General features: G+C 64.8%; 18 protein-coding genes. 4 read left to right on the forward strand and 14 right to left on the reverse strand.

Annotation, left to right across the window (positions count from 1 at the left end; translation table 11 throughout):
* Nucleotides 1-9: 9 nt before the first annotated feature.
* From ACODTW_RS13960 to ACODTW_RS13980, 5 genes are all read right to left on the reverse strand, one after another.
* Complete coding sequence (locus ACODTW_RS13960) at nucleotides 10-2,478, reverse strand: glycosyl hydrolase 115 family protein (RefSeq protein WP_488946625.1); 2,469 nt, start codon at nucleotides 2,476-2,478, stop codon at nucleotides 10-12.
* A 482-nt stretch (nucleotides 2,479-2,960) separates the two neighbouring features.
* Nucleotides 2,961-3,626, reverse strand: coding sequence for a tetratricopeptide repeat protein (locus tag ACODTW_RS13965; protein WP_488946626.1), 666 nt, complete (start codon nucleotides 3,624-3,626; stop codon nucleotides 2,961-2,963).
* Entirely contained in the window at nucleotides 3,616-4,437 is an 822-nt protein-coding gene (locus ACODTW_RS13970; protein ID WP_488946627.1) for an SDR family NAD(P)-dependent oxidoreductase, read from the reverse strand. Before ACODTW_RS13970 ends, ACODTW_RS13965 begins: the two co-directional genes overlap by 11 nt.
* Nucleotides 4,427-6,553, reverse strand: a complete 2,127-nt coding sequence (locus ACODTW_RS13975; RefSeq protein WP_488946628.1) for an AMP-binding protein — start codon at nucleotides 6,551-6,553, stop codon at nucleotides 4,427-4,429. The genes ACODTW_RS13970 and ACODTW_RS13975 overlap by 11 nt, the downstream gene beginning before the upstream one ends.
* On the reverse strand, nucleotides 6,550-7,266 hold the full coding sequence (locus ACODTW_RS13980; RefSeq protein WP_488946629.1) for a thermostable hemolysin: 717 nt from the start codon (nucleotides 7,264-7,266) through the stop codon (nucleotides 6,550-6,552). Before ACODTW_RS13980 ends, ACODTW_RS13975 begins: the two co-directional genes overlap by 4 nt.
* Before the next feature lie 232 nt (nucleotides 7,267-7,498).
* Here ACODTW_RS13980 and ACODTW_RS13985 point away from each other — a divergent pair, with 232 nt between their 5' ends.
* From ACODTW_RS13985 to ACODTW_RS13995, 3 genes are all read left to right on the forward strand, one after another.
* Nucleotides 7,499-7,996: an RNA polymerase sigma factor gene (locus tag ACODTW_RS13985; protein WP_488946645.1), complete on the forward strand. Its 498-nt coding sequence runs from the start codon at nucleotides 7,499-7,501 to the stop codon at nucleotides 7,994-7,996.
* A 77-nt stretch (nucleotides 7,997-8,073) separates the two neighbouring features.
* Nucleotides 8,074-9,063, forward strand: a complete 990-nt coding sequence (locus ACODTW_RS13990; protein WP_488946630.1) for a FecR family protein — start codon at nucleotides 8,074-8,076, stop codon at nucleotides 9,061-9,063.
* Nucleotides 9,064-9,075: 12 nt separating this feature from the next.
* Complete coding sequence (locus ACODTW_RS13995) at nucleotides 9,076-11,442, forward strand: TonB-dependent receptor (RefSeq protein WP_488946631.1); 2,367 nt, start codon at nucleotides 9,076-9,078, stop codon at nucleotides 11,440-11,442.
* A gap of 191 nt (nucleotides 11,443-11,633) precedes the next feature.
* Here ACODTW_RS13995 and acuI read toward each other — a convergent pair whose 3' ends face one another.
* The 9 genes from acuI to ACODTW_RS14040 form a co-directional block, all read right to left on the reverse strand.
* Nucleotides 11,634-12,656, reverse strand: coding sequence for an acrylyl-CoA reductase (NADPH) (gene acuI / locus ACODTW_RS14000; protein ID WP_488946632.1), 1,023 nt, complete (start codon nucleotides 12,654-12,656; stop codon nucleotides 11,634-11,636).
* A 32-nt stretch (nucleotides 12,657-12,688) separates the two neighbouring features.
* The gene (locus tag ACODTW_RS14005; RefSeq protein WP_488946633.1) at nucleotides 12,689-13,459 is read right to left on the reverse strand and encodes a methyltransferase family protein; all 771 of its coding nucleotides are present in this window, start codon (nucleotides 13,457-13,459) and stop codon (nucleotides 12,689-12,691) included.
* 31 nt (nucleotides 13,460-13,490) lie between these two features.
* A complete protein-coding gene (locus tag ACODTW_RS14010; protein WP_488946634.1) occupies nucleotides 13,491-13,961 on the reverse strand; it encodes a DUF3237 domain-containing protein in 471 nt (156 codons plus the stop codon).
* Between the two features lie 11 nt (nucleotides 13,962-13,972).
* Nucleotides 13,973-14,743: an SDR family oxidoreductase gene (locus ACODTW_RS14015; RefSeq protein ID WP_488946635.1), complete on the reverse strand. Its 771-nt coding sequence runs from the start codon at nucleotides 14,741-14,743 to the stop codon at nucleotides 13,973-13,975.
* A gap of 17 nt (nucleotides 14,744-14,760) precedes the next feature.
* Entirely contained in the window at nucleotides 14,761-17,325 is a 2,565-nt protein-coding gene (locus ACODTW_RS14020) for a TonB-dependent receptor (RefSeq protein WP_488946636.1), read from the reverse strand.
* Between the two features lie 113 nt (nucleotides 17,326-17,438).
* Entirely contained in the window at nucleotides 17,439-18,581 is a 1,143-nt protein-coding gene (locus tag ACODTW_RS14025; RefSeq protein WP_488946637.1) for a saccharopine dehydrogenase family protein, read from the reverse strand.
* Nucleotides 18,545-20,167 carry an AMP-binding protein gene (locus ACODTW_RS14030; protein WP_488946638.1) on the reverse strand — a complete coding sequence of 541 codons (1,623 nt, stop codon included), beginning with the start codon at nucleotides 20,165-20,167 and terminating at the stop codon, nucleotides 18,545-18,547. The genes ACODTW_RS14025 and ACODTW_RS14030 overlap by 37 nt, the downstream gene beginning before the upstream one ends.
* Complete coding sequence (locus ACODTW_RS14035) at nucleotides 20,164-21,387, reverse strand: thiolase family protein (protein ID WP_488946639.1); 1,224 nt, start codon at nucleotides 21,385-21,387, stop codon at nucleotides 20,164-20,166. Before ACODTW_RS14035 ends, ACODTW_RS14030 begins: the two co-directional genes overlap by 4 nt.
* Before the next feature lie 137 nt (nucleotides 21,388-21,524).
* Nucleotides 21,525-22,847: an acyl-CoA dehydrogenase family protein gene (locus ACODTW_RS14040; RefSeq protein ID WP_488946640.1), complete on the reverse strand. Its 1,323-nt coding sequence runs from the start codon at nucleotides 22,845-22,847 to the stop codon at nucleotides 21,525-21,527.
* A 202-nt stretch (nucleotides 22,848-23,049) separates the two neighbouring features.
* On the opposite strand from ACODTW_RS14040, the gene ACODTW_RS14045 reads away from it, so the two are divergent.
* Nucleotides 23,050-24,045: an AraC family transcriptional regulator gene (locus ACODTW_RS14045; RefSeq protein WP_488946641.1), complete on the forward strand. Its 996-nt coding sequence runs from the start codon at nucleotides 23,050-23,052 to the stop codon at nucleotides 24,043-24,045.
* Nucleotides 24,046-24,230 lie beyond the last annotated feature (185 nt).

Genomic DNA, 24,230 nt, shown 5'->3' on the forward strand with positions numbered 1-24,230 from the left:
CCCCCGCCCTCATGACGGCAGACCGATGGTCAGTGACGTCAGCACGAGGTTGTCGTCGATGCGCCAGACCTTGACGACATGATGACCGGCCTTGAGGCCGTTAAAGACAACCTCCACCGTGTAACTGTTGTTCTTCACGGCCTCCACCCAGGCCGCCTGTTCCGGCGTCGTGATGGCCCCGGGCGTCGGGATCAGGTGTGATGTCACCGTCTTCACCGGACCGTCATCCAGGGAAATCCCGATCCGGATGCCACTGCCACCCGTCGTGTCCAGCGTGGGGGAAAGATTGAGCGCGACGCGGATATCCCCGTTGACGGCTGTCGTGATCCCATATTCAAGACGCATCCCATCGTCGGGCGCGGTCGGCTGTCGGCCCTGCGGCAGGGCCACGACGGCACTGCCTGTCCCCAGCATGGGCAGTACGTGCCAGGACAGGCCCTTGGCCCCCACGGCCCGATCGAACGTCGCCGCCGGCACGATGATCCGCTTTGGATCAACCGGTGCAGACGGGGCGAAACGGATCTGGGCCGCCAACCGGTCCGGCGGGGTATCGGCCGACACGCGACTGATGCTGGGCATGGTCTGCTGGGTCGGGGTCTGCCAGATCACATAGCTCATATGGACCTGGTTCATCATGCCGGCCCACTTGCCGCCATTCAGCGCGTGATATTGCGCCGTCAGTTCGGCATCGCGCCGGAAAGTCCGCTCCACCATGTCGGCAAAATAGTTGGCACGGGGATCATTGCGGGTCATCAGCCGCTGGTTCCAGGCGGCGGCATAATACATCTCGTACAGGTTCGACAGGGCCAGCACGGGATATTCGACCAGTTGGAAATAGGCATCCTGCTGGTCGGGGCGCAGCGCTGTCTTGATCCGCGCCACCTTCGCCACCAGGGTGCGCCACTCCTCCACCATCCGCCCGAAGGCGCCGCCATCCAGCAATGGGCCCACCCCCTCGCCAAGCGGGAAGCTGTTCTGGTCGATCAGTTCCGGTTTGCGGCGTGCGGCATAGGCGGCATAGGTCTCCAGCACCTCACCGATCTCCGCCCCCAACCCGGCGCCGAACGTGTCGCCGGCCCACCGCGCCGGATAGGCCGACAGGGCGGAAGGCGTCATCGCTTCCGGGTTCCAGGCCATGTCCAGGAAGAAATCCAGCGGATATTCCATCGGCTTGATGTCGCCGACATTGACGATCCAGATCGCGCGTGCGCCCTTTTCATAGGCGAGATTCATCTGCTGCCAGGTCTTGGCAATCTGGTTGGTGTTGATCCATTTGTAATTCCGCGGCGCCCCGACATAGTCGAAATGGTAATAGACCCCGTAGCCACCCGCCCGATCCTTCGGATCGCGCCCGGTGATGGGCAGGCGGCGGATCTGTCCCCAATTGTCGTCGGCGAACAGCAGGGTCACGTCATCAGGCACCTGCATGCCGTGATCGTAATAATCCTGCACTTCCTTATAAAGCGCCCAGACCTGCGGTGTCTTTTCCGGGGGCTTGCCCGTCACCTCCGCGATGATGCGGCGCTGGTCGGCAACGATGCTTTCCAGCATGCGTGTGGCCGTACCTTCCGACATGGGTTCATCCCCGTCGCCGCGCATGCCGACGGTCAGCAGGCTGTCATAGGCGCCGCCATTGCCCTTCGACATCATGCGCTCGATGCCGCCCTGCCAGAAGGCGCGCAGATTGTCGGCATTGCTGGCGTAATCCCAGGGACCACCCGTGACGCCCTTGTCCTTGTTCCGATGCCATTCGGCCTGGGCACGCGTCATGGGCTCGTGATGGGAGGTTCCCATGACCACGCCCATCTCATCGGCCAGCACCATGTTGCGCGGATCGTCATCATTGAAGGCCTTGGGCGCCCACATGGCAGGCCACAGGTAGTTGCCCTTCAGGCGCAGCAGCAAGTCAAAGACATGGCCGTAAAGATCGGCATTGATGCCGCCGAACCTTGCCCTTGCCCAACCGCTGAAGGCTGGATCCTCATCATTGATGAAAAAGCCGCGATATCTTACCCGCGGATGATCGGCCCGCATGCCTGCCGTCAGATACAGGTCGCGCTGTTTGGTTACGGGCACATCGGCCCACCACGCCCAGGGCGAAACCCCGATCCGCTCCGACAGGTCATAGGCACCATAGACGGCCCCGCGCCGGTCGGACCCAACGATGACCAGGGCGCTTGGAACACCGGGGAACGGACGATCCACCACGATCTGCCGGAACCCTTCCCACTGTCCCGCCAATCCCTGGACGTCCAGGCGCCTGGCCCGAACCAGGTCGTCAATGGCCGCACTGGCGCCCAGGACACCTATGATCACCACCGGTCCCTTAGCGGCCGACAAGGTGTCCAGACGCGCCGCCTCGCCACCGCTGACGCGCCCCAGGTCGCGGCGCAGCCCCTCTGCCGCATGCTTGACCGCCGGGTCCGCGACCGGATCAACATAGAGCGCCGCCGCCTGCCCCGCCTGGATCAAGGGCATCCCGGTCCGATCCGGCTTGCCACATGCACTGACCGGGGTGTCACAGGCCAGCACCGGCGGGACGGCCAGGAAACCCAGCACCGCAAGCACGACCGCCCGCAATGCCGTCGATCTGCGTCGGGTCTCCGACAATGTCAAAAGCCCTCTGGCGCTGCGACACGTCTTGCGGACCATGGTCGGGAGGCAGGCCCCCCGGCGGCGAAACCCATGCATCTTCCCTCCCTGCCGTCACCCTTGATCGGGGACATTTGCCGTTTTGGTGTCAGCCGGATCAATGCGCCCTCTTCCGCGGACCGATCGGATCACCTTCCTTTCTGGTATGGTAGTATACATGAATGGTGGCGACAACGCCGTTTTTCCCGCGGCCACCGTCTTCGGCTGCCCGGAACGGGGCTGGACAGGGGGCCGCTATCGGCGTCGGCCCGGAAAGCAGCATTCCTGTCAACAGGCAGGGCCCGGCCCCCGGGCCCTGCCATGCGTTGTCAGCGTTTGGCCAGCTTGGCTTCCAGTTTGGCCAGCACGGCCTGGATTTCCTCGCGCCGGCCGGCATCGGCGACCTCACGCCCCGGGCGCGGGGCTGCCGCCAGCGCATGGTTCAGCACGTCGCGCGCCTGAGCATATTCACCCTGCCGGAACAGGAAATCGCCATAAAAATAGTTGGGATCGATCCCATCGGGATTCTGGGCCAGCGCCTTTTCCAGATAGGCCTTGGCTTTCTTGTCGCTGCCAAAGCCGATGGGGAAGCCGGGCACCTGATAATAAAGGCTGCCCAGAGAGGTATTCACCGACCCGTCCAAGGCCGTCGGATCAATTTTTTCCGCAGCTTCCAGCTTGGTCTTTGCTTCCTTCACCAGCGACAGGGCCCCCATGCCGCCTTTGACGCCGGCCTCCGACGACAGGATGATCGCCTCCCAGATCAGGGGCTCCGCCTTGTCGGGATAGGCACTGGTCACTGTTCTGGCCTGGTTGGCCAGTCCCTCCATCCCGGCAAGCTGCGCGTCCTCCCCCTTCACCTCGTACTTCACATGGGCCCAACCGGCCTGCAATTCTGCGATCTTCGCATCCATGGCGGGATCGGCGGATGCCAGCGCGGTGCCGGCCAGCAGCAGGGACAGGGTGGCAAGGATCAGTTTCCTGTCAACGTACATGGGTTTCCTCCCGGATCGAATTGATGGTGGCGGTGCCGACATTGGCGGCATTCGTTGTGAACAGGCTGGCGGCCTTGGCGTCATTGCGCGCCAGCGCCCGGTCAATCAAACCGGGGAACAGCGCATTCAGGCGGGTAAAGATGGCTTCGGGCCAGCCGATGACGGTTTCGGCCCTGCCGGCCTGTGCCGCCGCAAGGATGCGGCGGGCCACCAGGATGGGGTCGTCCTGGGTCATCCCGGTCAGTTGCGCGAACCGCTGGACCAACGGTCCGTTAAAGCCCGTGCGCACCGCGCGCGGCGCAACGTGGCAGACGGTGACGCCCGTTCCCCTGACCTCCCGCCGCAAGGCCTGGCTGAAACCCCGCAGCCCGGCCTTGGCGCTGGAATAGCCGGCGAAATGCGCAAAGGCGATGGACCCGAAGACGGACCCGACATTGACGATGTGCCCCCGCCCGCGCTGTTTCATCACGGGCAATACCGCCTGCGCCATCGTGACCGGCGCCACCAGATTGACCATGTAATCGCCCAGCAGATCGGCGGGTCGCTGCCCTTCGAACGGTCCGAAATATTGCCGGCCGGCGACATTGAACAACATTTGCGGTGCCAGCAGACGGGCCTGCTCCGCGGCGGTCGCTATGCCGGCCAGCGTCGACAGATCGGCGCGGATATGCCGTCCCGGCATCTCGCCCCGCCCCAAGGTGGTGACGATCGCGCCGTGATGACGCAACAGGCTGACCAGCGGCGATCCGATCCCACCGGCCCCGCCGGTGACCAGAACGACGCGCCCTTCCAGATTGTCTTCATGCGACATGGCGCACATCCTCGGTCCGATGATGGGGGATGGCACGGAACAGCCCCGCGAACAGGCCGAAGACACAGTTCGCCATGGTCACAATCGCCTGCTGATCGCGTGGATCGGTGACCTGGTTCATCAAGTTGCGGAAGAATTCCATATGCTGGATATCCAGCGCCCCATGGCTGGTCAGATAGGAGAAGCAGCTTTTCGGCAGGTTCAGGGACAGGCGCACCGCATCGGCCCCGTGGGTGGCGATGGCCGTGCTGGTGCCTTCCAGCACATAGACCATGCCGAAAAAGCCGGCGGCATTCTCCTCCCGGATGAAACGATAGGCCTCGTCCACCATGGCTTGCGTTGCCGCGCGCGGCGTGCCGTGGCGGACGGCCTCGGCATCACCGCCAGCATGGCGGATATCGTTGAGGATCCATTCCTCGTGCCCCTCCTCCTCCTCGATATATTCTTCAAGGGCGGGGATCAGCCATTCCTGGCCGGGGCGCAGATGCGCACGCGCCGCCCGCATCAGTGGGACCGTGTGCTTCACATGGTGGTAAGCCTCTGTCAGATAGGCGATGTAGGTTTCCAGGCTGATGCGGCCGGTCAGTCCATCCTGAATCTGGGGTACGGACAGCAGGGCCAGGCGCGCCGGCTCCGTCTCCGTTACCAGACGGTCGAAGAAGGGTTGGGGCATGGGGGCTTCATCCTCATTCGCGGAAAGCAGGGCGGCATGGGCGGCGGCGATCCGATCGCGGCGCGCGCGGCCGTTGGGGGTTAACTGGCCGTTCATCGGCGTGAAGGCGGGTACGACGTGCCATCGGGCGACGCGGGCATAGGGCGGCAGCGCGCCATTGGCCCTGGCGATGGCCAGTGACAGGGCGGCGGGTTCCTGGCCCCACCGGCTGGGTACGACCAGTGCTGTCAGTTCCGCCTGCCCGTCACCGAACAGCACCGCCTGCAGGACCTCCGGCTGGGCGGTCAGCTCGGCTTCGACCCATTCAGGTGCGATATTGCGGCCGAAAGCATTGATGATGATGTTGCGCGACCGCCCCTGAATGGACAGGAAGCCGTCAGCGTCCATGACGCCCAGATCGGCCGTGGCGATACGGGCCGGAGCGGCGTCACCGCCGACATAGCCCAGGAAGGCGTGATTATTGACGCTGACCTCGCTGGTGGTCGGGTCGATCTCCAAATCAAGGTGCGGCAGCACGCGCCCGACGCTGCCCACGCGATTGGCGGCAGGGGTGTTCAAAGCCACCACCGAACCGCACTCCGACAGGCCATAGCCCTGGTACACGGGCAGACCCAACATCGCCGCCTGTGACAGCAGGGCCGGCGCCACACGCGCCCCGCCCACGGCAACCAGCGTCAGGTCCGGCAGGCTGCACCGTCCCTGCGACATGGCGGCCATCAGACCGCGCAGCAACTCCGGCACCAGGATGACGCTGTTGGCCCGCATGGCAGATAATGCCGACAGCAGCCGGGCGAAATCCGGCCGGAACGGTTCATCAAGGCCCAGCGCGGCCGGCGCCGCCGCCAGATAGTGCCCACCGGCCAGCAGCGTGCTGTACAGCCCGGCAACATTCTCAAGCAGAACCGGCAATGGCAGGATGGCGACATGGCGGCCCGCGTAACCGCGACCGATCGCCTGCACCAGGGATTCCGCCACCTGCTCCAGGCCGCTGGCGGACAGACAGACACCCTTGGGTGCGCCCGTCGTGCCGGACGTGTAGGTGATCTTGGCGGTCCCCGCCGGCAACGTCGCCGGCTCATGGTCCAGGCGGTGGAGATAAAGTGTCTCACCACCCACGCGCAAAATGTCACCGCCGTCACCGGCGCGGTCGGTGACCAACCAGCCGGCACCGGCATCCGCCAGCGCATGCTGGCGCTGGTCGGGGGTGAAGAAGCCGGGCAACGGCAGGGATGGCATGCCCAGCGACAACAAGGCCAGGTCAAGCAACACCCAGGCGGCGGCGTTGCCGGCCTCTATCGCCACCGGGCGGACGCCGGTGCCGATCAGGTCACCAAGTTCGGCAGCCAGCTTGTCAACGGCACCGGCAAGGGCGCCATAGGTCCAGTCGTTGACGGCGGGCCGACCGGGATCTTGCTGGCGAATGGCGGAAAGAACGCGGCTCATGCGGTTACCTCTGTCGCCATGATGGCGGGATGCAGACGGGAAAAGGTTGGGCGGGCCGGCAGCACCTCCCGTGCATCGCCAGCCAGGAAGCGGTCCAGGCAGTCGGCACCGAAGGTGACATTGCCGCAGACGATGCGTGGATCATTGGCGTAGTAACTGCCCCAGGCTGCGGCAGCCGGACCGATGCGATCCGGCGTGGCACGCCCCAGTTCCTGCGTGTCGAAACCGATGCACCGGAACAGGCGGCGCAGGGGACGGGTAGCGGTGACCACCGCCTTTTCAAACCCCTGGCCGTGCAGATAGGCAGCCATGGCCATGAACAGCAGATAGGACGCGCCGGTTTCCGCCGCAGCCAGATTGCCGATTTCCACAATGGCTTCCCGCGGCGCAGCGCCCGGGATCAAGGCCTCTACCGGCTGGTCCAGATAGGTTTCCAGAAACAGCCGGCCTGTCGCGGCCGGGCGGAAGCCCACGCCGGCCAGGATGCGGTCATCGGCATCGCGCAGGCTCATCAACATCGGATAGGTGACGGCAATGTCACCACCATAGGTCTGCGCATAGGTGTGGCGGATCATCGCCTCCACCCGCCGGCGTTCCGGGGCGAAATGGTGGGTGATGGCCACGACCGCCGGCCGGCACCGCGTGAGGCCGCCCAGCCGTTCGGCGTCAAACCGCAGGCAGCCCTGCACACCATCCTCATCACGCATCAGCATTACAATCACAGGCGTCGCTCCGCCGGTTGGTTCGGCCGGATCGACCGGCCTTCATTGGAACGACGGCGCCGTCCGCAGCGGACCGCAGGTGCGAACAGAAAAATTTTCGGCGCTGTGTCTGAAACGGCATACCGCATTGATCGGTCGCAGCCCTGGGACTATATCGAAGGGCATCGCCCGTTGAGCTCAGGTTCCCACCATCGCTTCGCCCGCCCCCCTGGTCGCATCCTATCTGGAGCACCGCGCCTTCCTGCTGCGGCTGTTGACGGCGCGTACGGGCAACGCTGCGGAGGCGGAAGATATCGTACAGGAGATGTACGAGAGGCTGACGAGCCTGCCCGATGACGGCCGGGACGTGCAGAACGTGCCCGCTTTCCTGAACCGCATGGCCATGAATCTGGCATTTGATCGCCAGCGCAGCGGTTCACGCGCGGCCGCCCGCGATGGGGCCTGGCTGTCGGCGAATGCGCTGGTGGAAGGGCCGGAACCGATCGCGGAGGCCCCGACCGCAGAGGATGTGGTGACCGGGCGTCAGGAATTGCGCCTGCTGCGCGATGCCATCGACGCCCTGCCCCCCCAGGGTCGGCGCGTGTTCGAAATGCATAAGCTTCAGGGTCGCCCGCATGCGGAAGTGGCCGCCATTCTTGGCATTTCCCGAAGTGCGGTGGAAAAGCACATGGCGGCAGCCATGAAGAACCTGTTGAAACGGCTGGGTCGCCGGCTTGAATGAAAAAAATTTCATCCCGATGTGGGGTACGCCCCCGTCGGTGACGTCAACAGGACAGAGCCAGAAGCAGAAGCTGACCCATGGTGAATCACCCGCCCGAAACACCCCTTGATCCCCGCCTGGAGCAGGCGGCGGATTGGCACGCCCGCCTGCAGGGTGATGCCGAACAGGCAGTGTGGCTGGCATTCACCGAATGGCTGGAGGCTGACCCCACCCACCGCGACGCCTACAACCAGGTGGAAGGCCTGTGGCGGCAATTGTCTGTGCTGCCCGATCGGCCCGGGGATGCGGGCATCATTGATCTGAACAGCAGGCGCAAGCCCATGCCGGCGCCGGCGAACCTGTCGCGGCGCGGGTTCCTGGGGGCGGCGGCCGCCGCCGCAGCGGCCGTGCTGGCAGTGACCTTGACCAGCCGATACGATACGGCACCGACCCCGCAGATATTCGAAACCACGCACGGTCAGCGCCGAACGGTGAAACTGGCCGACGGGTCCAGCGTCATCCTCAATTCCGGCACGCGCCTGTCCGTCGCCCTTTCCGACAACCACCGTGCGGTGGTGTTGGAACAGGGTGAAGCCCTGTTCGACGTCGCGAAGGACGCCGCCCGGCCCTTTACCGTCGCCGCCGACGAACGGCTGGTGACGGTGGTGGGCACGGCCTTCAACGTCCGGAACCTGGACCGGTCGGTGACGGTCACCGTCACGCGTGGGCTGGTTGATGTCGGCGATCGAGATGGCGGATCGAAGGTCCGCCTGACGCCGGGACAGCAGATCACGGCCCGGCAGGGCCACGCGCCCGGTGCCGTCATCTCTGTCGACGCCCAGGCGGCCACCGACTGGACAGAAGGCCGCCTGTCCTTCGACAATGCGCCGCTGCCGGCAGTACTGGCCGAGCTTTCCCGCCATTACCCCCTGCCCATGCGGGCAGAGGGGGCCGCCGCAGACCTGCATTTCTCTGGTGTCCTGCGCCTGGATGGGGATCAGACGGCCTTGTTGGAGACGCTGCGGGGGCTGCTGCCCATTGTTGTCAGTCGCCAAGGTGATAGCTTCGTGTTGTCGATCCGCCGCTGACGGTCCCTCACCTTGCGTCTTCTGTCTGTCTCCTTTCTCGCCGCTTTGCTGTCCGTCTCGCCTAGCCTGGCGGCGGAGACGGGCGTCTCTGTTTCCGCCGGTCCCCTTGCCACGGCGTTGGCCGACCTGTCGCGGCAGACCGGCATCTCAGTCGGCGGCGACCAGCCGCTGGCAGGCCGACAGACGGCCGGAGCGACCGGTACCCTGACACCCGAACAGGCGTTGAAGCGGCTGCTGGCCGGGACGGGCCTGGGATTCCGCAGGGTCGGTCCCGATGCGTATCGCCTGGAAGCGCTGCCACCGCCGACGGTACGGCCGCCAGCCGATCATGGCACGGCCGCTGCCGTCGCCCCCATCATCGTCACGGCGACGAAGCGCGGCGCCGACCCTGTGGACCTTCCCGTTGCCCTGGGCCTGTTGACGGCCGCTGACCTGACCCGTCTCGGCACATCCGATCCGGACGCCGCCCTTCCGCTTCTGGGCGGGGTAGGCAGCACGCATCTGGGGCCCGGCCGCAACAAGCTGGCCATTCGCGGCCTGTCCGACAGCACCTTTACCGGCCAGACGCAAGCGACCGTCGGGCTGTACCTTGACAATGCCAAGGTCAATTACAACGCACCCGATCCGCATCTGCATCTGATCGATGTGGACAGGGTGGAGGTGCTGCGGGGCCCACAGGGGACGCTTTATGGCGGTGGGTCCATCGGTGGCATCCTGCGCATTGTGCCAGCGGCACCCGATTTGTCAGAACGTACGGCACAGGCCCGTCTTTCCGGCAGCCTGACCCGGGGGGGCGCAGCAGGCGGCGAGGTGGAGGCCGTGTTGAACCAGCCATTGCTGACCGACCGGCTGGGCCTGCGATTGGCGCTCTATGCCGACCGGGAAGGAGGCGTGATCGATACGCAGGGCGGACGGCGCAATATCGACCGCACCGACACGCAAGGCGGCCGCCTGCTGTTGGCTTTTGTTCCGAAGGAGGACTGGCGCCTGGAACTGGGCGGTACCTATCAGCTGATCGACACGGATGACAGCCATTACATCCAGGGCCGTCGCGGCTGCTGCACCCGTGCTGCGCAACTGCCGGAACCGCATGACAATGACTTCGACGAGGCGCATGTCACCCTGACCGGCGACCTGTCCTTTGCCGACCTGCACAGCACCACCGCCTTCGTTCGGCATGAGATCGACAGTTTCTACGATGCCGGCGCCGCGCTGCCAGCCCTTGCCGGCGTGCCGGTTCAGCCCGCCCTGTTCCAAGAAGCGCAGCTGTCCCGGCTATGGACCCATGAGACGCGGCTGACCAGCAAGGGCGATGAGGACCCCGTCTTCAGCTGGCTGGCCGGGCTTTATCTATCGCACCAGACCGCGCAATCCAGCCGTCGCCTGGCCAAAGTGAGCGATCCCGGCACGAATTTGTGGCGTCGTGACCGGGACGACGAGGTGAACGAGGCGGCGTTTTTTGGCGAGGTCGCCTGGCGCTTCCAGCCGGATTGGACACTGACGGCCGGCGGTCGCCTGTTTCATGTGGCGCAGGAGGTGGAAGCGACGGCGCTGGCACCGGCATCGTCCATCGCGGAGGCGGAAGGCTATACACGGGAAACCGACTATACGCCCAAGCTGGCCTTGACCTGGCACCCCGGGGAGCACACCAGTTTTTACGCCCAGATGACGGAAGGATACCGTCCAGGCGGTATCAATATCGAAGAAGCGGGCTCAGGCACCGCCGACGATTACCGAACCGCCCGCTTCCATACCGACGAGTTGTGGAACTATGAGCTGGGAACCCGGCTCTCGTTCTGGCAGGGGCGCCTGATGCTGGAGGGCGCGATCTTCCATGCACGGTGGCGGAACATTCAGACCGACCAGCTGCGTGCCGACGGGCTGACGGTTACCACCAATGCCGGCGATGGCAGCAATACCGGTATCGAAATCTCACCGCGCCTGCATCTGGGTCCGTGGCGCCTGACGGCGACGCTGATCCTGAACGACCCGGAACTGACACGCGTCGACCCCGATTTCACCGCCAGGATTGAAGGCGGCCTGCCCGGTGCAGCCCATTCCAGCGGCAGCGCCAGCCTGTCCTGGCAAGGGGCGGTCGCAGACGGCACCCATCTGCTGGCGGCCCTGGACTACACCCATACGGGGCGCACCCACCTGACATTCGGCAACGAGTTGCCCCAGGGCCCGATCGATCTGGTGAACGGACGGGTAAGGCTGGACTGGTCCGACGGCTGGTCCATGGGGCTTGCCGTCGACAATATGCTGAACAGCAATGCCAACCAGTTCGCGTATGGGAACCCCTTCACCCTTCCCGCCGGCCCGCAGGCGACACCGCTGCGCCCAAGACGGGTGACCTTCAGCATCGGCTGGCAGGGATAGCGTCATCGCCAGCAGGTGCCGTCATCACTGAACTGGCCCCCGTTTGGACCGGACAGTCAGACCTGACCTGGGTGGCTTGGGGATATTTCTGAGATCGAGGTTGTCAGGGATGGTGGCCACCCATATTTCGGGTCCGGCGATGGCTGCCAGCCACGGCCGCCATCGCCTGCAATCCCTGCATCACATCATCGTCATGGGTGATCCGTGCGCTCGGGCGTCCCGCAATCGCCCACCCGGACGATGACCCGTCCCTTGATCCGCCCGGACAGAATGTCGGGGGCCAGGGACAGCAGATCGGCGAGGGTGGTCTCCGTCTGCATTGTTTCCAGCAGGCAGGGGTCAAGGTCTGTCGACAACCGATCCCAGGCCTGCCGGCGCAGCGCGGCCGGCGCCATGACGCTGTCCACACCGCACAGGGTCACATTGCGCAGCACCAGCGGCAGCATGCTGGCTTGCAGATCGACGCCCTGGGCAATGCCGGTGGCCGCCACCACACCACCATAGCGCAGGCTGGCGCAGATATTGGCCAGGGTGTGGCTGCCCGCCGTATCGATGGCAGCGGCCCAGCGTTCCGCCTGCATCGGCGCGCCGGGGCTGGACAATGCCCCACGCTCGATGATGTCCGCCGCACCCAGATGGCGCAGATAGTCCGCTTCCTGCGGTCGGCCGGTGGAGGCGACGACGCGGTGCCCCAGGCGCGACAACAGGGCGATGGCAATCGAGCCAACGCCGCCGCTGGCCCCGGTGACCAGTACATCACCGCTGCCGGGCCGCACTCCCTGTCGTTCCAGCGCCAGCACGCACAGCATGGCGGCATAGCCCGCCGTGCCGATGGCCATCGCCTGACGCGTCGTGAATGCCGCCGGACAGGGAACCAGCCAGTCGCCGCTGACACGCGCCAGGCCGGCATAGCCGCCCCAATGCCGCTCCCCCAGGCCCCAGCCATTGGCGATGACCCGATCCCCCGGCCGCCAGCGCGGATCGCGGCTTTCCATGACCACGCCGGCCAGATCAATGCCTGGCACCATCGGGAAGCGCTGGATCAGCGGAATGGCCCCCGTCAGCAACAGGCCATCCTTATAGTTCAGGGTGGAATAATCCACCGCGACGGTGACATCACCGTCCGGCAGATCGGCGGGCGACAGGCGCGTAAAGGACGCGTGCTGCTGTCCGTCCTGGTCGCGGTCGACCAGGATGGCTGGAAAATCGGACATTGCCATTCTCCTTGGGGGGGCGGATGTTCAGGTCAGGTGCGGCGCAACCGTTCAACAAGGGCGCGGCCGTTCAGCAATCCCCACGGGATCAGCAAGCCGGTCCGGGCCTTGTATTCCGCCCAGCCGGGATGCCGGGAAATGGCATGATCCTTCTGGTACATGCGCGGCAGAAAGGTGGAAACGGTGGCCCAGCCGACAATGGCCCAGGCCAGCCAATGGTCGGCCAGCAGGGCGAAGGCTGAATAGAGCATGATCTCGCCCAGATAGTTGGGGTTGCGGGTATAGGCGTAGAGCCCGCCCGTGAACAAACCGCTTTTATGCTTCAAGGTGAAATGCCGCTGGCCGTCGGCAGCGATCATGGTCACCACGCCCAGGGTATGCAGCGCCACGGCCGCGGCCAGGACCGGTCCTGAGGGGTCCACCTGCCGGGAGATGAAAAGCCAGGGGATCAGCCAGTACCAAGCCACCAGCAGCAGGTACATGTTCAGCGCACCCCACCAGGCCGTATCCCGGTCCAGCTGATGGTCGCGGAACCCCAGATCCTTGATCAGCCAGCAATAGCCATAGACCCCGTGCAGGGAGAGATAGACCCAGGCGCCGGTGCTGAAATTCCCGTAATGGTCCATCATGGCGTAGATGATGAAGACGGTGGCGATCTTGTGAAAATTCACCGCCGTGGCAATCTTGATGCGCGGCCGGCCCGCCGCTTCGAAGATCAGATGCTTGTGTATCCAAAGCATCAGCCGGGCCCAGGCGGGTACCGGCTCACGCTCCGGCACGGTGGCAATGACAGCATCGACCATGGCTTTCCCTCCCCCTTTTGCTTTCATGTGGTCAATCGATAGCGAAGACGCGATAGGCGACCCCGCCGGTAACCACCCGGCCGATCCCGACCGCGCAGATGCCGTTCAGCCAGGCATGCTGTGGGCTGGCCGTTTCGAACAATGGCAGGGTCCGGAAATAATAACGGTCGCCGGATATCGGTTCCGGGTTGGCCAGATCCAGCACCTGGGCCTGGATTTCCGCCGGGATGACCAGCCGCCCGCCATAGGTCAGATGGATCAGGGCGCCGTCGTCGGTTTCCACCAGGGCCCGCACATCCAGCACGATGGACCCGTCGCCCCGGATGCGGGCCCAGTCCCCACCGTGGGGCAGAAACCGCCCCTTCAGGCGCGGCCCTTCCAGCCGACCACCCGTCACGGGGAAAATGGCCCGCACCCCTTCCGGCGTGGGCCCGACCATGATCGGCGTACCCAGATCCACATGGGCATCATAAAGCCAGGTACCGCGCAGTTCCGCTTCCATCACGTCCTCCCTCACGCCGCCAGATAGCCGCCATCGACCACCAGTTCGGAACCCATCATGTAGCTGGCATCGTCGCTGGCCAGGAACAGCAGCGGCCGCGCAATCTCCCGCGGGTCGGCCATCCGGCCCAGCGGGATCTTGGACAGCACCGAAGCGGAGAAGGCCGCGGCGTCGTTGCCCAGGCTGGCGACGGCATCGGTAACCAGCCGCGTGACCGTGTAGCCGGGGTGCAGGGAATTGATGCGGATGGGGTAACCTTCGGCGGCACAATGCAGGGCAGCCGCCTTGGTCAGTTGCGACACCCCGCCTTTGGAGGCGTTATAGGCCGCCAGCAGCGGCTCCCCGACATTGGCGGCGATGGAAGCGACATTCACAATGGCGCCGCCGCGCAGCTTCATGGCCCGGATGGCGGCACGGGTGCCCAGGAAGACGCCTTCCAGATTGACCTGCATGGTCTTGCGCCAGACATCCAGACTGGAATGTTCCGCATCGGCCATGATGCCGATGCCGGCATTATTGACCAGCACATCCAGATGCCCGTGCTGCCGGATGATGGTGGCGACGGTTGCATCCCACGCCGCCTCATCCGTGACGTCCTGGATGATGCCGTCAACGCGGCCGCCGGCCGTGCGCAAGGGGGCCAGGGCGCGACCCAGCGCCCCTTCATCCAGGTCGCTGGCGATAACCACCGCCCCTTCCCTTGCAAACTCCGCCACCGCGGCCAGGCCGATACCATTGGCCGCCCCTGTCACCAAAACGACCCTGTCCTGGAACCTGTTCATGTTCCCGCTCCCCCGCTTCAGAACCGCGCCGTGAATTCGACGCCATAGGTGCGGGGCATGCCCCGGTTCAGGTAGTCCAGGCCAAATATGCTGATGTTCAGCCCATAATTGTAATAATATTTGTTGGTCAGGTTCTTGCCCCAAAGAGCCACCGACCAGTCCGGCGTGTCATAGCCCAGGCGGGCATTGAACAGCCAATAGCCCGGATTACCGCAGGCGATGGCCGGACCAGCCTGCAAAACGTTTGAACCAGGGGCCGGCCTGTCGCACGGGCTTTGTCCGTAATCTTTGAACGGGTCGAAGTAATACTTGCCCATATAGGACGTATCCCCGCGCAGCTTCAGGTCGCCCGGCCCGAAGCTGGCGATGTCCCAGTCGAACCCGCCGGAGAAGGTGGTTTTCGGCGCATTGGGGAACGGGTTGCCGTTCACATTGATGGTGGGGCTGGCCGGATTGGTCGGATCGATGCGGTTGCCTTTGTACTTGGTGTTCAACAGGCCCAGCGTCGCATCCAGACGCAGATCGTCCGCCGCCTGCACCGTCAGTTCGGCCTCCCCGCCATACAGCCTGCCGTTGGCGCTGCGGGTGAAGGCGGTGGCGCCGATGATCTGCGTCACCTGGTGATTGGCGTAATCGTAATAGAAGCCGGACAGGTTCAGCTGTACCCGCCGATCGAACAGGCGCGTCTTCAGGCCCGTCTCGTAGGCGTCCACCTTCTCGGGGTGGATGTAATAGACCTGGTTCAGGCCCTGGTATGCCAAGCCGTTGAAGCTGCCGGACCGGTAGCCGCGGCTGTAATTGACATAGCCCATGATCTCGTCGGTGAAATCATAGGACAGGTTGGCGCGGCCGGTCAGCCGGTTGGCGCTCTCCGTCTGGTTCACCGCCTGCAGCGACCCGTTATAGGGGTAGGAATAGGGAATGGTGCTGGCGATGATGTTCTTGCCGGCCAGGTCCAGGATGGTGGTGCGGCCATTCAGGTATTTCACCTTGTCCCAGGTATAGCGCAGGCCCACAGCCAGTTTCAGGTCTTCGGTCAGATCGATGCTGACATCGCCATAGATGGCCTTGGACGGGCGCTTCACCGTGAAATACTGATCGCCCAGGATGGGGGCGAACGGCGGGGCGCCGGCAGTGCGACAGGCCGCCGAGATCGCCCCGCCGAAGCCGCCGCCACTGTCATTGTTGGCGGCGATGTCAGCCAGCAGCGCGATCAGCGAGCGGGCATCCAGGAATCCCTTGGGATTGACGGTGACGGGGGCACAGAATCCGGCATCGCCGGGTTTCAGGCTGGGATTGACGGCAAAGGCCGGGACAATGCCGATGCTGTCCGGTGTGGCGATGGCCGGGTTGCCATAGGACCCCGGCAAGCCCGCCCCCAGCAGCAGGGGGCGCAGCACGCCGAAGAAGTCCGGCTGATTATGGGTATAGACCTGATCCTGCCCGTAATAGGCGCCGCCGATGACGTTGATCCCGTCCCCTTCATAGGCCAGGCGCATATCCTGGTTGAAGTTCTTGCTGGAGGAATAATAGCGGATGGAACAGAGATCGTTGGGCGAGCCGTCGCAGTCGAACGGCGCGTTGCGGTATTTGCCCGTGTCATACCCGGTGATCGAGGTCAGGGACAGCGCGTCCGACAGGTCGTAATTCACGGTCAGCGAGCCGCCGCGCGAGGAGGTGAAATAGTTGCCCCCCTGATCGGCCGCCACCTCATCCTCACCCAGCTTCCGGCCACCCAGCAGGGGCTGTGGATCGAAGCGGGAATAGCCCAGTGCATCCTTGCCGCCGCTCAACTGTCCCTGGGCATAGGGCGTGGCCGCCACCGGGTTGTCGCGGGCCGCGAACAGTTTCACGGTGACGTCCAGCGCGTCGGATGGCTGCCAGCGCAAGGTGGCACGGCCGGCGGCGGAATTGGTGGTGCCGATATCGCGCTTCTGCACGGGATTGTACAGCCAGCCATCCCCCTTGGCGATGGTGCCGGCCAGCCGGATACCCAGCTTGTCCGGCGTCAGCGTGGCTTCCACTGCCCCTTCCGCCGTCTTGGTATCGTAATTGCCGTAGCCCAGGGTCAGGTGGCCTTCATTGCCCTGCAGCGACGGGCGCTTGGTGAAGAAGCTGACGGCGCCGCCCGTGGTGTTGCGGCCATAAAGCGTGCCCTGCGGCCCGCGCAGCACCTCCACCCGGTCCAGGTCGTAAAGCTGCTGGCCATGGCTGGCCCGGAAGCTCTGATAGACCTCGTCCACATAGACGCCGACGGGCGATGCGGTGGAGGCCGAGAACTCGTTGGCCACCGAAATGCCGCGCAGGGAGAAATTGGGCTGGGTGCGGCCATAGGGCGTGGTCACCTGCAGGCTGGGCATCGCGCCCATCAGGTCCGACGTCTCCGTGATGCCCCGGCTTTGCAGCGTGTCGGAACTGACGGCCGATACGGCCACGGGTACTTCCTGCAAATTCTGGGCGCGCTTCTGCGCCGTGACCACGATTTCGTCCAGCGTCACCGCCTCCTGGGCGGCTGCGGAAGCGGTAACCGCCAGCGACAGCAACAGCGCCATGGCAGAGGCGGACCTCAAAGATGCCTTCATGGTTGAAACCTCCCGTTCGTTCGTTTGACCGGGACGCAGTTCTCCTTTCGCCGCGACATGGGGGGCGCGGCGGGGCGTCCGGTTTTGGGTATCTGCGGGAAAAGCGGACGCGCTTACGTCGCCCGCGCCTCCCAGGCGTGATAGCCGCGCTCACCCCAGCAATTCAGGATGGCGCGGGCGCCAATGGCCTTGGCCGGTGACTGGAACCCCTTGGACAGCAGCCGCCCGTCCAGGATGCGTCGGCATGCCTCCGCCGCCAGGGCGCCTGTCTGCATGTAGGGCGCGTTGCCGCGCATCACGACGGAGACGCCGGTCATGTTGCCGCGCCCGATGCAGGAGATGACGGAACGGTTGCGGTCGGGATCCTCCCGCCCCGGTTCCACGCTGGTCAGGTTGCCGCCCAGTTCGTTGGTCACCCGTTCCTGTTCCTCCAGGGGCAGGTGGCGATATTTCTCCTCGAACTCCTGCAACACCGACAGCACGGCGCCGAACATCGCCTGGTTCTTGAAGGCCACCAGCGTCAGACAGTTGCTGACGCGCGGATCATGCTGGTACCAGACCGGCTCTCCCCCGCCCGACCAGGGCAACGCCTTGAAGGTCCGGTGCTGGTCCGGCCCCCGCACATCATAGGCGGTGGCATAGGGCCACATGACCAGCTCATTATGCTCCAGATAATATTGCGGCTTGGTACACATGCGCAGGAAGGATTTGGTCGACGCGACCGACGTGTTGCTGTCGGCCAGATACAGGATATCCAGACTGTCCACACCCGGCGTTTCCAGCGCGATTTCCGCCGCGATATTGCCGGCCGCCCACATGTAGGACGATGCGGGGCAGAGCAGCAGGCCCTTGGCCGCGAACGCCTCTCCATAGCTGTCGCGGATATGGGTCATCCAATCCGCTTCCCCCGTAGTGTCCAGATAGTGACAGCCGGCAGCCAGCGCTGCACGGACGACCGGATCGCCAAGCTGCATGAAGGGGCCGGTGACGTTGTAGACGACGCGGGCGCCCCGGAACAGCTCGGCCAGTGCCCCTTCCTCATGCGCCACGGCGCGGATTTCATATTGCGCGCCGGCCAGCTCCGGTACCAGGGCCACCTGCTCACGCAGCCGTTCCAGGCTGCGGCCGGCGGCGATGAAGGGAATGCGGGCTTCGGCCAGGTGCCACATGATCAGCTTGCCGGTATAGCCGCTGGCCCCATAGACGATGACAGGTGCGCTCATTTCGACATCCTCCCGTTCACGGCCACTGTGCATGGCCCTTCCTTGTTGAAAATGACCGCGTCATCGGCGCCCAGAAGGGCGATCAGGTGCCGGGCCTGTGGCTTTTCCGACGCTGTCTTGGGGATCTCCGCCACCAGCTGGACATAGCTGGGTATGCTGGTCGATCCCAGGGCCGCAGCACAATGGCTGAAAATGCGGGCGGGATCGAATTCGCATCCCGGCTGCGGGACCAGCGCGACAACAACTTCCTTTTCACCCGGCGTGTTCATTGCTGTGGCAACGCCATAGACATGGACATCCGCCACATCTGGCAGGCTGGCGACCGCCGTCTCGATATCCACGGCATTGATGAAGTCGCCATTGCGGCGGATGCTGTCACCGGCCCGGTAGCAGAAATAGACCCAGCCATCGGCATCCTTGAACCCGACATCACCCGTATGGAACCAGCCACCGCGGATCTTCGCGGCTCCGGCTTCCGGGTTGCAGAAATAGGCGACGGGCGCGACGCTGCCATCCTCGTTGCGGAAACAGATTTCGCCCTGCGTGCCCGCCGGCACTTCCACGCAATCCTCGTCCAGGATGGCGCAGATGCTGCCCGCCGGTGCCTTGCCGATGGAACCGACGGGCCCGGTGCCCGGCGGGTTCAGGGTCAGCCCGCCTTCCGCGGCACCATAGAACTCGAAGACACGCAGGGAAAACCGCGTTTCAAACGCTCGCCACATGGCCGCCGGCATGCCCGCACTCAGCACATAGCGGACCTTGTGCCCCCGGTCATGAACCGATGGCGGCTCCGCAAAGATGGCCGTGGCCATGCCGCCCAGCAGGTTGAACATGGTGCAGCCATAGCGGTGCAGGATGGGCCACAGGCGTGACTTGGTGAATTGTCGGCTGATCACCAGCCGCAGCCCCATCGACAGGGCATTGCCCAGGGTGATCAACTGGGCATTAGCATGCGTCAGCGACAGGCCGGTATAGGGCCGGTCCTCCGGCGTCAGGCCGATGACCGGCCCCAACGCCGCCACCCCGGCGAAGCGGGCATAGGGCGCCAGGATGGCCTTGGGATCGCCCGTCGTGCCGGAGGTGTAGAGCATCTGCATCGGGTCCGTCAGCGGGCGCGGGCGTGGATCGTCCCACGGCTCCGCCTTGGACAGCACATCGGACAGCGGCCGGAAGATGCCATCGGCAGCCCCCGCCCCCAGCACCCAGACCCAGCGCAGATGCGGCAAACGGGGCAGCAGCGGTCGCAGTTCGCTCACCAGATCGGACGTGACAATGGCACCCCGGCAATCGGCAAAGCGAAGCATGAAGGACAGCTTGCTGCCTTTCGTGCGCGGATCGATGGGCACGAACACGGTGCCCGCGATTTCCGACGCCACCATGGCATCGACAAATTCCGGGTGGTTGCGCATGACCAGGGCGAAGGCGTCGCCCTCCTGCATCCCGGCGGCACGCAGCGCACCGGCCATGACCCGCCCCCGGGTCAGCAGTCCGGCATAGGTCCGCACCTCATCTTCCAACGTTCCATCCGGCCGGACATCCACGAAGGTCAGGACATCGCGGTCGGGATAGGTCGCCACGCCGTCCAGCACCATCTGCAAGGGGGATCGCAGCGCGCTCATCGGGACAGTACCGTCATGACAATGGCGGCGGCGTCGCTGCCAATCCAGCCGCCGCCATTCTCGGCTACGGCCACACGGGCACCCTCCACCTGCCGGGCGCCGGCCCGGCCCTGCAATTGCCGCGTCAGTTCGAAAATCTGGGCCAGGCCGGTGGCACCGATGGGGTGACCCTTGCGCACAAGCCCGCCCGACGGGTTGACGACAATCCTGCCGCCAAAGGTCGTGGCCCCGCTGCGCAGCAGATCCGGCCCGCCCCCCGGCGGGCACAGCCCCAAAGCTTCGTAATAGATCAGTTCCGCCGGGGCGGTGGCGTCGTGCAGTTCCAGACAGTCGATCTCATCCGGCGTGATCCCGGCCAGGGCAAAGGCGTTGTCCGCCGTTTCCGTGGTCACCGATGCGCGACCGGACACCGGGTCGAAGCCGCTGTTCAGAACCGAACTGCGGATATGGACCGGCGTCGCCAGGCCCAACTGGGCGGCGGCCCTTGCGGAAACGATCACGGCCGCCGCGGCCCCGTCACCGATGGGCGAGCACATGGGCAGGGTCAGCGGGAAGGAGATGGGCCGCGCTGCCAGCACCTGTTCCACCGTCAGTTCCTCGCGGAACTGCGCCAGGGGGTTCAGGGCGCCATGGCGGGAATTCTTGGCCGATACGGCAGCGAAATCCCGCTGCGTCGCGCCACTGGCCGCCATGTAATCGCGGGCCATGCGGGCATAGATGTCCATGAACACTGACCGTCGATCCTTTGGCGCGACAGCCTTGTCCGCATCCGACAGGTCACCCGTCAGATAGGCATCCAGTTGTTCGGGATGGTCGACATCGGTGGCGCCCATATAGACGCGCATGGGCCGTTCCTTGTCCTCGTGATAGAGCTTCTCCACCCCGAAGGCCAGGACCACATCATAGGCGCCGAGAGTGACCATGCTGGCCGCCTGCTGGAACGCCGTGGAAGCCGTGGCACAGGCATTTTCGACATTGACGACAGGCACCCCACCCAGGCCCAGACCACGCAGAGCCACCTGTCCCGCGATGCAGGCCTGTCCCGTGACAAGGCCGGCACCGGCATTGCCGGCCCAGACGGCCTGAATGCGTCCGATATCGATGCCGGCATCGTCAAGCGCCTCCTGGATGGCCTGATGCGCCAGACTGGACAATGTCCGGTCCAGATGCCGGCCGAACGGCGTCATGCCCACGCCGGCGATAAGGGCGTGCTGCTTCATGTGCGGAATCCTTCTTGAAGGTCCGATGGTTCTTTTGGGAAACGATCACAGGATGGCGGCGCCGCAGTCGCGCGGCAGCCCGCCCCCGCCCTCCCGCCGCTTCAGGGCCGGAGGGCAGGGGGAAACGGGTCCCTACATCACACCGTCGCGGGGAGCAGGTCCGGATCGACCATCAATGTCCCGCCCTTGATGGACAGAATCTCGTTGCACCCATCCTCGATCAGGGACGAACGCGCATCGCGAAAAATCTTTTCCACCGGGTATTCCAGGGTGACGCCATTGCCGCCGAACATCTGCACGGCATCGCTGGCCACGTCGACTGCATGCTGGGTGGCGGTGACCTTGGCGAACATGGCAGCCTGCAGGGCCGGCTGGTCGTTCATCATGTTGAATGTCGTCACCCGCCGCGTGATGGCGCGTGACAATTCCACCTTGCGCGCCATATGGAACAGGCGCTTGGCCACGTCCTGGTGGCGGATGATGGGCACCCCGCCCTGCTTGCGCTCGTGCGCATAGGCAAAGGCCAGTTCATAGGCCGCCCGCGCGCAGCCCGTGAAGGTGGCGCCCATCAGGGCATTGGCCTCCGTATGGATGGCATAGACGCCCTTCTTGTAATCCTCCGGTCCCAGCAGCAGATGGTCGATGTCCAGTTCGACATTGTCGAAGAACAGTTCCCCCTGCGGCAAGGCACGTTGTCCCATCTTTTCCAGGGGCTTGCCCTTCGACACGCCGGGCGCGTCCAGCGGCACGACCAGCACGGCACCACGCGACGGATCGACAGTGCCATCACCGGTCTCCGCCATGCAGTAAAGGATGCAGAGGTCGGCAATGGGGCCGTTGGATACCCAGGCCGATTTCTGGCCCCGGATGGTGACCTTGCCGTCGCCGATCCGGGCCAGACAGTTGGGCTGGCCGTATCTGCCCCGCGCATGGGCAATGGCGCCGGTGGTGTCCAGCATGTCGGAACCATGGTCCGGTTCCGTGATGCCCCAGCAGCCGGTCATGGTCTCGGGATAGGTCTTGGCAACGAAGCTGTTGCCGTATTTCGCCGCCATATAGTGCGGCAGCATGCCGGCCCCGACGGAGATGGCCAGGCCGGCATCACCCCAGCCCAGTTCCTCAAACAGCACCGTGAACAGCGCCGGCAATTCCTCGGCCGGAAAATCCGCCAGACCGGCCACATCGATGCCCAGCCTGGCATATTCACGGCGGAATTCCCAATAGCGGGAGCCCTTGTCGATCACCTGCTCCGCCGTCAATCGGTCCAGCTGGCGGCCGATGGGCCGCATAACCTTATCGGCCAGCCCGTGCAGGCTCTCCCGCAGCGCGGCCACGGTCGGCGGCAAGGCCGGCTCGGCCCCCAGGGGGCCCAACCGCACGGATGGCGGGTTGTCCCAACCTGCAAAGGGCCGTGGGCCGCCATTGGCGCCATCCTGCGGCAGCGACAAACGCTGATCCATCTGATTTTCCTCCCTGGCCTCGCCCCTCTTCGCTGGGGGCGGTTATTTGGCAAGAGAATATTCCACCGGGAACGCAGAAAAAAGAATGGCCGGAACCGCCAATAAATTGTCTTTAACTGCCATCCCCTTGTCGCCGCCGAGGATATCCATGCGCAGTGATTCCCTGCTGACAGTCCGCCTGTCAAACCAAAGCATCCGGATCATGGCGGCAATCTTGACGGAGGTTGGCATTCCCCTGGTGCCGCTGTTCCGTCAGGCGGGTCTGGACCCGATCCTGGCCCATGATCCGCATGGAGAGGTCAGCGGGCCGGAGGAATTGCGCTTCCAGCAGGTCTTCGCCGCGGCGACCCGGCATGTGCCGGGGCTGTGGCTGAAGACCGGGATGCGTTACCGGCTGATGTCCTATGGCCCGCTGGGACTGGCGGTCATGGCCGCCGCCAATATCGCCGAGGGGTTGCGCGTGCTGGATGCGTTCCAGGCCCTGACCTACTCGCTGATGATCTACCGGGTGGAGATGGACGGCGATCAGCCGGTCGCCATGGTGGCCGATGACAGCATGGCCCCGCCGGACGTCTGGGAATTCCTGCATGAACGTGCCCTGGGATCGGCGACCATGTTCCTGCATGACATGCGCCAGCAGCCCTTCCCGCTGGAACGGATTGAAAGCGTGCTGGTCCGCCCGCCCAACTGGCTGGATTGTGAAAAACTGCTGGGCGTGACTGTTCGCTTCGGTCAGGCGCGGACCCGGTGGGTGTTCAAGCCGGGTATCGGTGAAGACCCTCTGCCCATGGGCAGCCCCCTGCTGGAAGAGACATACCAGCGCATGTGTACACAGTTGATCGGTCAAGCCCAGGTCAACGATCCCTTTGTGGCCCGGGTCTATGCCGTGCTGGTCCGCTCCTCGCGGAATTTCCCGAGTGCGATCGAAACGGCGAGGCATCTGGCCGTGTCGGAGCGCACATTGCATCGACGGCTGGCCGAACAGGGATTGGCATTCGGCACCATCCTGGACCAGGTGCGGCAGCAACGGGCCTGCGATCTGTTGCAGCGGTCGATGCTGACGGTGGAACAGATCGCCGACATGCTGGGCTTTCAGGAGCCGGCCAGCTTCTCCCGTGCTTTCAAGCGCTGGACAGGCACCACTGCATTGCAGTGGCGACGCCAGGCAATGCGGAATCCGAGAAAATCCGTCACCTGAAGAATAATATCGACAGGGTCTGGTCAGCAAAAAAGCCCCAACCGGATTACGGTGGGGCTTTCCGCAAAGGCCGCTTAAACAAAAAACGCCCCTGGCTTTGGGCCGAGGGGCGTTTTTTTGTTCTGGCATACGTGAAGTTTATACCTGTTACGGGCGGACCTGGCGGCGACCTACTCTCCCGTGTC

This window comes from Niveispirillum sp. FG148 (genome assembly GCF_057809655.1).